3 protein-coding genes are annotated in these 9,885 nt (G+C 56.0%); 1 reads left to right on the top strand and 2 read right to left on the bottom strand.

Features of this window, described 5'->3' with window-relative positions; all coding sequences use genetic code 11:
- Together ABD920_RS23975 and gcvP are read right to left on the bottom strand one after the other, a co-directional pair.
- On the bottom strand, positions 1-3,812 hold a 3,812-nt coding region (locus ABD920_RS23975; RefSeq protein ID WP_425568689.1), incomplete at its 3' end, for a beta strand repeat-containing protein.
- A gap of 846 nt (positions 3,813-4,658) precedes the next feature.
- A complete protein-coding gene (gene gcvP / locus ABD920_RS23970) occupies positions 4,659-7,577 on the bottom strand; it encodes an aminomethyl-transferring glycine dehydrogenase (protein ID WP_345163334.1) in 2,919 nt (972 codons plus the stop codon).
- A 262-nt stretch (positions 7,578-7,839) separates the two neighbouring features.
- Between gcvP and ABD920_RS23965 the strand changes: the two genes are divergently transcribed.
- Positions 7,840-9,081, top strand: coding sequence for an NAD(P)-dependent oxidoreductase (locus ABD920_RS23965; protein ID WP_345163331.1), 1,242 nt, complete (start codon positions 7,840-7,842; stop codon positions 9,079-9,081).
- Positions 9,082-9,885 lie beyond the last annotated feature (804 nt).

Raw genomic sequence — 9,885 nt, 5'->3', positions numbered from 1 at the left:
CTGTTGCCGCAGGTGGACGATTTTGCCGTGGCGGCGAAGGCCGGCCCGGCGATGTCCGTCACCGTTGCCTGCTCGGTATACAAGCAGCCGTTGGCGTCTTTGACGGTGACGGTATAATCACCCGCGGCCAGCGCTGAGAATACAGCCCCGGGCTGGAAGGTCCCGCCGTCGAGGGCGTAGGCGTAGGGAGCGGTGCCGCCCGTCACAGCCGAGACGGTGAGCTGCCCGTTGCGCTCGCCGCAGGTGGATGACCTCGCGGCGGCCGTTAGATCAGACGGCCCGGCAATGTTGCCGACCTGCACCTGCTTGGCGTAGGTGCAGCCGTTGGCGTCTTTCACCGTGATGGTGTGGCTGCCGGCTGTCAGGGCAGCGAAGGTGGTGGATTGTTGGAAGGCAGCTCCGTCTACACTATATATATAGGGAGCAGTTCCACCCGTCACACCACCCACCCGGATCTCCCCATTGCCGTTGCCGCAGGTAGAGGCGGTGGCAGTGCTGGTGAAGGCGGTAGGTACGTTTTTCTGCACCGCAACCGAAGTTGTGACGGTGCAGCCGTTGGCGTCCTTCACGGTGAGGGTGTAGGCGCCGGAGGCCAGGCCGCTGAATACTTTCTCTGCCGTGAAATTTGAACCGTCGATGCTATAGAGATAAGGAGCCGTTCCGCCGGTCACTGTCCCGGCGGTGACCGTGCCGTCGTTGTTGGCGCAGGAAGTTGGGAGTGATGTCGCGGTGACAGCCGTTGGGCCTGGAATGTTGATGATCGAGGATGTTTCAGCTATGAGACAGCCGTTGGCATCTTTCACTGTGATGGTGTAGTTCCCGGACGGCAGGCCTGTGAAGGCAGCAGCGCTTTGAAAATCTACTCCGTTCCTGCTGTAAGCAAAAGGAGCCGTGCCCCCGGTTACGGCTGTAACTGTCAGTTCGCCGTTGGTGGCCCCGCACGTGGAAGGTGTATTCGAAACCACCATATCAGAAGGGCCTGCCGCATTACCCACCGTTACTTTTTTAGAAATGATACAACCGTTGGCGTCCTTTACCGTGATGGTGTACTCGTCTGCAAGCAAAGCGCTGAAGGTGGTGCCGGCTTGGAAAGCAGTGGAGCTGTTGATGGCGTAGGTGTAAGGGGCCGTTCCGCCCGTTACCGCGCCTACTTTAATTTGCCCGTTGGGGTTGCCGCAGGTGGAGGAGGTGCCGGTAAGGGCCACATCAGACGGCCCGGCGATGTTGCTTACCGTCACTGCCCTTGTCGAAAGGCAGCCGTTCTTGTCTTTGATGGTGATGGTGTAGTCGCCCGCGGCCAGCGCAGTGAATGTGGTCCCCGCCTGGAAAGTGCTGCCGTCCTTGCTGAAAGAGAAAGGAGCCGTGCCGCCGGTTACTGCGCCGACCGTTATGCTTCCGTTGCTGTTGCCGCAAGTGGACGATTTTGCCGTGGCGGCGAAGGCCGGCCCGGCGATGTCCGTCACCGTTACCTGCTCGGTATACACGCAGCCGTTAACGTCTTTTGCTGAGATGGCGTAGGTGCCAGCCGGCAGGTTTTGGAATGTGCCCGTTGCCTGAAAGCTCACACCGTCCCTGCTATAGGTATAAGGGGCAGTGCCGCCTGACACGGAACTAACTGTTACTTGCCCGTTTGCACTTCCGCAGGTGGAGGATTGAGCGGTTGCAGTGAGGTCAGAGGGGCCTGCGATGTTCGTGACCGGCACCTGGCGGGAGATAGTACAGCCCCTGTCGTCTTTGACGGTAATGGTGTAGTTACCGGCTGACAGCGCAGTGAAAGTCGCGGCGCTTTGAAACGTCTTGCCGTCTGTGCTATAGGTGTAGGGTGCAAAACCTCCGGTGACGCCGGTAATCGTCAACTGCCCGTTGCTGGCGCCGCAGGTAGAGGCGGCGGCGGTGCTGGTGAAGCTGGTCGGAATGTCTGTCGTGATCGTCACTGAGGTCGTGACAGAGCAGTTATTGGCGTCTTTGGCTGTGACGGTGTGGGTGCCGGAGGCAAGGCCTGCGAAGGTGGTGGAGGTCTGAAAATTTGTGCCGTCCACTGCATAGGTATAGGGAGCCGTGCCACCTGTAACGGTACCCACCGTCACGCGTCCGTCGTTGTTCTGGCAGCTGGCTGCCTGGGTTGTGGCCACTACGGCTGTAGGCCCGGCTGTGTTTGTCAAGGTGTAGGTTTTAGCGATCGTGCAGCCGTTGGCGTCCTTCACCGTGATGGTGTGGCTGCCCGCCGCCAGGGCTGTGAAGGTGGCAGCGGACTGAAATGTCGTGCCGTTTTTGCTGTAGGTGTAGGGCGCCGTGCCGCCCGCGACACCCGTTACTATGATCTCGCCGTTGGGGCTGCCGCAGGTAGAAGCCTTCAGGGTTGCGGTCAGGTCAGAAGGGCCCGTTACCTGCGTGATGGTGAATGCCTTTGTGATTTCGCAGCCCTTTCCGTCGCTCACGGCTACCGTATAGGCTCCTGCCGGCTTGTTGCTGATGGCCGCCGTCGTTTCGCCGGAACTCCATATATACTTGAGTGTGCCCTGCCCGCCGGTTACGTTGGCTGAGATGGTTCCCAAGGTGCCGTTGCAAATCACGGGTGTGCCCATCAGGCTCACATTCATGTTGTAGAAGGTGAGCAGCACCTCGTCCTTTACTGCCGTGCACGATCCGTTGCCCGTAGAGGTTAAGGTGAACTTCACAGACCCGGCGCTCAGGTCGGCGGCCGATGGCGTGTAAACGGCGTCCAGAGCTGTTCTGTCCGAAAAGGTCCCGCTCCCCCCGCTCCAGATGCCGCCCAGAGCCGCCGTTACCGTACCGGCCAGTTGCGCACTGCCCGAAGAACAGACAAGCTGATCGGGGCCGGCGCTCACCGTCAGGTTCGTGACCACATTAACAGAGGCAGCGAACTTTCTGCAGTTCGGGTAGTTTTTGGTTCTCACCTCCAGGGTATATAACCCAATGGCAGTAGCCGTATAGTTCTGCGTAGTGGCTTTGACATTGCCATTGCTGTCGGTCCAGATGTATTCAAACTCCCCATCGCCCCCTGTCACATTTCCTGTCAGCTCCACACCGCTGCCTCCGGGGCAGATGATGGCCGGGGTTGGCCCGATCGTTACAACGGGCGGGGGGTAAAAATACACCCGCATTACATCGCAGTAAGGAAGCGTGGCACACTCAGAGGTTTGGGAGGCGCCGCACACTTCGTAATCCACGTAGGCGGGGGCGGAGGCATCGGGTGTGATCACCGGGGTGGCCTTTCCGTTCGGGAAGCTCAGGAATTTTTCATACCCTTTTCCGGAGATATCCCGCCAGGTGATCGTTTCCGGCTTAAAGGCCGTTGGCGCCTGCAGCACAGACGAGCAGCCTTGTGTTACAGCAGCATCATCTACCTTGTTAAACGCAGGAACAGAGAGGATCTTGAAGATTCCTTTGGCTCCCCCGGGCATACACAAGGTCAGTATGTGCGGCCCCGGGCCACTTACGCAGATGGGTTTCCCCACCTGCATTTGAGGGCCACAGCTTATCTGGTAGCCCATAGAGCCTGAGGGCTCTGGCCCCTCCAGGATCAGGAACTGCAGCCCCCCGGAGTTTTGATTCAGCTTGATGTTAAACTGCACGCAGTTGTCAGCCTTGTCGGCACTGCAGAGTTGCCCATTCCTGATGACCTCCCCGGATGTCCATGTGCCGTTGGGGTTTCCGCTTAAGTCCACGTTAAAGGTGGGCGTGCCGTTATTTCCTTGCGCATACAAATCCTGGAAACTGATCAGTTGCAGAAACCACAATAGGGCGATTGAAAAAAGAAGGGAAAAAGGGCGGGTAGAAGTTGTTGTCATACACAAAAAGTGATATTGTACTTGATTTCAATTCTTTAATTTAACTATTAGCATGATCAGGCTGGTTTTGTGGAATTCCTATATGGAGAACACAGCCAATCAGGCAAATAAAATTTTAACATTTAAATATATATATACTTATTCTAAATTTTTATTATGGGAGTGAAAAAATGAATAAATCAATATGAAATGCCTGTATTTTACTTTTTAATAAGATTCGATATAAAAATTTATATATGATGAAACAGCATTTTTAAGTTCAACTGAGCAGGTGGATGAACAAAGGATTATTGATGTTCTTGGTTGGTTAAAGCAGTTGCTATGGGACGGGAATAGGATTGTTATTTGCTATATATAGATTGAAACTTGCGATTCGGTTACGCGGCTATAGAAGTTTAATTCGATGTTATATATATAAATTATAAATTATCCAAAGTAAAATGGCAATGCTCTGATCAGGGCGTGTACCATAGGCGGTAAACTCCAATGGGAACGCTGGTTTTAAAATGTGCCCGAGTAAAACGTTGACTTATATATAGAAGAGAGTCGTTGCCAGGTTTACTGACTGCTGCTTTATCAACACGAAGCGCGCTTGTTGGGATATAAAATGCGCGGCTTCTGTCAACGCGTGGGCGTCGTGAGGAAGGTGATGAATCAAATAGAGGATAAGGAGGAGCAGACCAGGTACGGCACTGGAGATAGTGCGGGAGTTAAACAGGGGCCTTGGATCCTGAGGAAGATGTAAAGAAAAGACCTCCGGAAACTTGGTCCCGGAGGTCTTCAACATACTGCCTTGTGTTGCTGCAAGGTTTCTCTTTACAGCAACAGCAAAAGCTAAGATACAGGCTAACCTATGGCTACCATTTCATTGCCATTTTCGTTATAGGCTTCTACCGGGGCGCAGGAGCAGATCAGGTTGCGGTCTCCGTACGCGCTGTCGATGCGGCTAACGGTTGGCCACACCTTGCTTTCGCGGAGGTAGGCCATCGGGAACACGGCTTTCTCGCGGCTATAGGGCCGTTCCCAGTTTTCGGCCATCACCACTTTCAGGGTATGCGGCGCGTGCTTCAGCACGTTGGTTTTCTGGTCCGCTTTGCCTTCCTCAATCTCGCGGATTTCCTCCCGGATCGAGATCATCACATCGCAGAACCTGTCCAGCTCTTCCTGTGCCTCTGACTCGGTCGGCTCCACCATCAGGGTGCCCGCCACCGGGAACGATACCGTCGGCGCATGGAAACCATAGTCCATCAGACGCTTGGCGATATCCTCCACCTCAACGCCCGCTTTTTTAAAGCCGCGGCAATCCAGGATCATCTCGTGTGCGCAGCGGCCGTTTTTACCCACATATAGTACCGGGTAGTGCTGCTCCAGGCGCGCCTTTATATAGTTTGCGTTCAGGATCGCCACTTTGGTTGCTTCCGTCAGGCCTTCGCCGCCCATCATGGCGATATAGGCGTAGGATATGGGAAGGATAGAGGCAGACCCCCAGGGCGCAGCAGACACGGCATGGATCGCCTTCTCCCCGTTAAGCTTCACCACCGCGTGGCCGGGCAGGAACGGAGCCAGGTCTTTCACCACCCCGATCGGGCCCATGCCAGGGCCGCCGCCGCCATGCGGGATACAGAAGGTCTTGTGCAGGTTCAGGTGGCAGACATCGGCCCCTATATGGGCGGGGGAAGTCAGGCCTACCTGGGCGTTCATGTTGGCCCCGTCCATATAGACACGGCCACCGTTTTCGTGAATGGCTTGGCAGATTTCGATAATGCTCTCCTCATACACGCCGTGCGTGGATGGGTAGGTCACCATCAGGCACGACAGCTCATGCTGATGCTGCTCCGCTTTCGCATGAAGGTCCGCCACGTCGATGTTTCCTTTCTCATCGCACTTCACGATCACCACTTTCATGCCGGCCATTACCGCCGAAGCCGGGTTGGTGCCGTGCGCCGAGGAGGGGATAAGGGCAATGTTACGGTGGTGGTCGCCACGGGATTCGTGGTAGGCGCGAATCACCATCAGGCCGGCGTACTCGCCCTGCGCGCCAGAGTTAGGCTGCAGCGAAACGGCATCGAAACGGGTAATCTCACAGAGCCAGGCTTCCAGGTCAGAGAATATCTGCTGATAACCCTTTGTCTGGTCGGCCGGGGCGAAGGGGTGCAGCTGCCCGATCTCAGGCCAGGTGATGGGAATCATCTCGGCCGTGGCGTTCAGTTTCATCGTGCAGGAGCCCAGCGGAATCATGGAGTGCACCAGCGAGATGTCCTTGTTCTCGAGGTGCTTCATATAGCGCAGCATCTCGTGCTCTGCGTGGTGCTTGTTGAATACCTCGTGCGTCAGGTACGGGCTCTTGCGGAGCAGACTTTCTGCCCACGTCACGTCGGTTTCTTCCGGCAGCGCATTTATATCCAGCACGTCCGCAGGCTTGCCGGCCACTTTCGCGAATACAGCCAGTATATCCTTCACGTCCTGCAGTTCGGTGTTCTGGTTGAGCGAGATGCCGATGTTGCTGTCGCCGAAGTAGCGGAAATTCATGCCTGCCGCCTCCGCCTCTGTGCGGATGGCCTGGCTCAGCTCAGCGCTTTCAACGGCTATTTTCAGCGTGTCGAAATACTGCTCGTTCTGCTGCTCAAAGCCGAGCGCACGCAGGCCTTTCTCCAGTTGCTGCGCCAGCGCATGCGCGTTCAGGCCGATGTATCTCAGGCGGCGTGGGCCGTGGTACACCGCATACATACCGGCCATCACGGCCAGCAGCACCTGCGCCGTGCAGATATTGGAGGTGGCTTTTTCGCGGCGGATGTGCTGCTCACGCGTCTGCAGGGCCATACGGTAGGCTCTGTCGCCGGCCGCATCCACGGATATACCGATGATGCGGCCCGGGATCACACGCTTAAAGGCATCCTTCGTGGCAAAGTACCCCGCATGCGGACCTCCAAAGCCCATGGGTACGCCAAAGCGCTGCGTCGTGCCTACTACGGCGTCGGCGCCCATCTCCCCCGGAGGGGTTAATAATGTAAGCGAAAGAATATCGGCAGCCACGGCTACCAGCATGTCCTGCTCGTGCGCGGTGCTGATAAAACCGGTGTAATCATACAGGGCGCCGTCGGCAGCCGGGTACTGTAGAATAGCACCAAACAGGGTTTCGTCCTGCAGGTCGGCCGTGCGGTGGTCGCCGATCACCAGCTCAATGCCCAGTGGCGTGGCCCGCGACAGTAATACATCCGTTGTTTGCGGCAGCACCTGCTCCGACACAAAGAAGCGGGTGGCGTTTTTGCGGGCGCCTTTGCGCTGCGCGAAGAACATGCCCATCGCCTCGGCGGCGGCAGTGCCCTCGTCCAGCAGGGAGGCGTTCGCGATCTCCATCCCCGTCAGGTCCATCACCATGGTCTGGTAGTTGATCAGCGCCTCCAGGCGGCCCTGTGCAATCTCGGCCTGGTAAGGCGTGTAGGCCGTGTACCAACCCGGGTTCTCCATGATGTTGCGCAGGATCACCGGCGGCACAATCGTGTCGTTGTAACCTAAGCCTATATAAGATTTATATACCTTGTTCTGGCGCGCGATCTGGCTGAACCTGTTCAGGAAGTCTTTCTCAGAGAGCGCCGCTGGCAGGTTCAGTGGTTTCTTCAGGCGGATGGCGGCCGGCACGGTCTCCTCAACCAGTTGATCCAGCGAGTCGGCCCCGATGGTCTTCAGCATATCCTGCATCTGCTCTTTGTCCGGACCGTTGTGGCGCTCCTTAAACACATCCGCAGGCTTGGTTTTGAATATCATATAAGAGATTTATGGATTGGTAATTTTGGGTTGTATTTTGCCGGGAGCAGCGAACGCCGCCGGCCTCATATTTTCTACAAAAGTAATAGTAATTGTTTATTATATTGAAGCATCAAAACGAAATACTTAAGGCCCGCGCCTGCGACGTTTTGCCGCTTTTACAGAGGCCGGAAGCGGCCCCGCAGCTATAACAGGCAAAAGTGCCTTTTGCTTACTTTAGCCTAACAAATATGCAGGCGCAACAATTCAAGGTAGCCCCTATATGAGCAAGATCAGGATTGGCATTATCAAAGAGGGAAAGGTGCCGGTGGACAAACGGGTGCCGCTTACGCCTAAAAAGTGCGTGGAGGCGCTGCAGAAGTTCCAGGGGCTGGAGATATGGAAGCAGCCGAGCGATATATGCTGCTTTACCGATGCCGAATACGCTGAGCTGGGCATTCCGGTGCGGCAGGATATGAGCGGGTGCGACATCTTATTAGGAGTGAAGGAGGTGCCTGTGGCGCAGCTTATCCCCAACAAGACGTACTTCTTCTTCTCCCACACCATCAAAAAGCAGCCGCACAACGCCAAACTGCTCCGCGCCGTCCTGGACCGGCACATCACGCTGATCGATTACGAAACCCTTACCAACGCACAGGGCCAGCGGCTGGTGGCGTTCGGCCGCTATGCCGGCATCGTGGGAGCCTATAACGGCATCCTGACCTACGGCAGAAAGTGGAAGTTATATAGCCTGAAGCCCGCCCACCTGTGCCACGAGATGGAAGACATGCAGGAGGAGTACTTTAAGGTGAAGCTGCCGCCCATCAAGATCGCCGTGACCGGGGGCGGGCGCGTGGCGGGCGGCGCGATGGAGGTGCTGGATAAAATGGGAATCCGGAAGGTAAGCGTGTTCGACTACCTGTATAAGCAGTTCACGGAGCCGGTGTACGCCCAGCTGCACTCCGGCGATTACAACACCCGCCCCGATGTGGAAGTGTGGGACTCCCCGGATTTCTACGCCAACCCACACTTATATAGGAGTACGTTCCGCAAATTCACCCGCGTCACCGATCTGCTGCTGGCCTGCGCCTTCTGGGACCCGCGTGCGCCTAAGCTCTTCACCGAGGAGGAAACCCGCGAGCCTGATTTCAGGATCAACACCATCGCCGACATTACCTGCGACATCAACGGCTCGATTCCTGTCACCAAGCGCGCCACCACCATCCCGGACCCTGCCTTTGATTATAACCCCGAAACAGGGGAGTTGGAGCCCCCCTACAGCCGACCCGGCAACATCACGGTGATGGCCGTAGACAACCTGCCGTGCGAGCTGCCCCGCAATTCCTCCCGTGATTTCGGCCGCCACCTGATCGACCACGTGTTGCCGCACCTTTTCAACGGAGACGCGGAAGAGGTGCTCGAGCGCGGCACGATCGCCAAAGCCGGCAAACTAACCCCCCGCTTCAGCTACCTGCAGGAATACGCAGACAGTGTCGCGGATGAGCAGCAGCAGGAGGCGGTGTAGATCTATATAGGGGTTTATAGCTGATCGGGTTCGGGGAAAGGGAATACTTGTGGGTGCCTCCGTGAATGCAGGGAGCATCCGTTGCCGTCAAACCGCAGGCGGAGCTTCTTATATATATAGGAGCGATAGAAACTATGAAGGGTTCGGTAGCTTGAGTAGATAGCAGGCAGCCTGCTTCTCCTTATGCTCTTATATATAGTGTAGGGCGCGCTATCTAATAAGTTAAAAGCACTCTATATAAACAAGAGTGTTTTTATGTTCAAGGCAGTACCTACTAAACCTCTAATATGACCGAATGCAGGTGCAACTCCCTCCCGAGGCATGGAGAGGCAGTTGCACCTGCAGCGGCTTTCATGCTATACGCAATATGACAACAGAGAGAAAGGAGCAAATAAGGTAGTGTGTATATATGCAGCCGTGTTTTGGGTTGATGTTATATATACAAAGAGCATTATATATAGCTTTGAATCATATATAAACTGAGAAAAGAGCGCGTTCCAATCTTGCCTGGCCCAGTGCTCTCTGATTTTTCAGTGGTAGTAGGCGGCTTCTGCAGGAATTTCTGTGCCGCCGGGAACTCCGGTGGCGGGGGTGTTGCCCGTTTCGGGCGCGCCTTGCCAAGAGGCTCGGAAATTATGCCGTAGATTCTCAGGCGGTTGCGCGGGCGGTTCCTGATTCCGTGGGATTTCTTTGCTCCGGTGTTTGGAAAGGCCGGGGGATTGGCTACCTTTGCATCCCGGTTCGGCAGGGACGGGGGAGAGGGAGAGACTGAGAGAAAGGGAGGCAGAAAAAAAATCCCCCTGC

The sequence above is a fragment of the Pontibacter saemangeumensis genome, from assembly GCF_039541895.1.
Lineage (GTDB): Bacteria > Bacteroidota > Bacteroidia > Cytophagales > Hymenobacteraceae > Pontibacter > Pontibacter saemangeumensis.
Note: the sequence above shows the minus strand (reverse complement) of the source record. Positions and strands in the feature narration are given on the sequence as shown.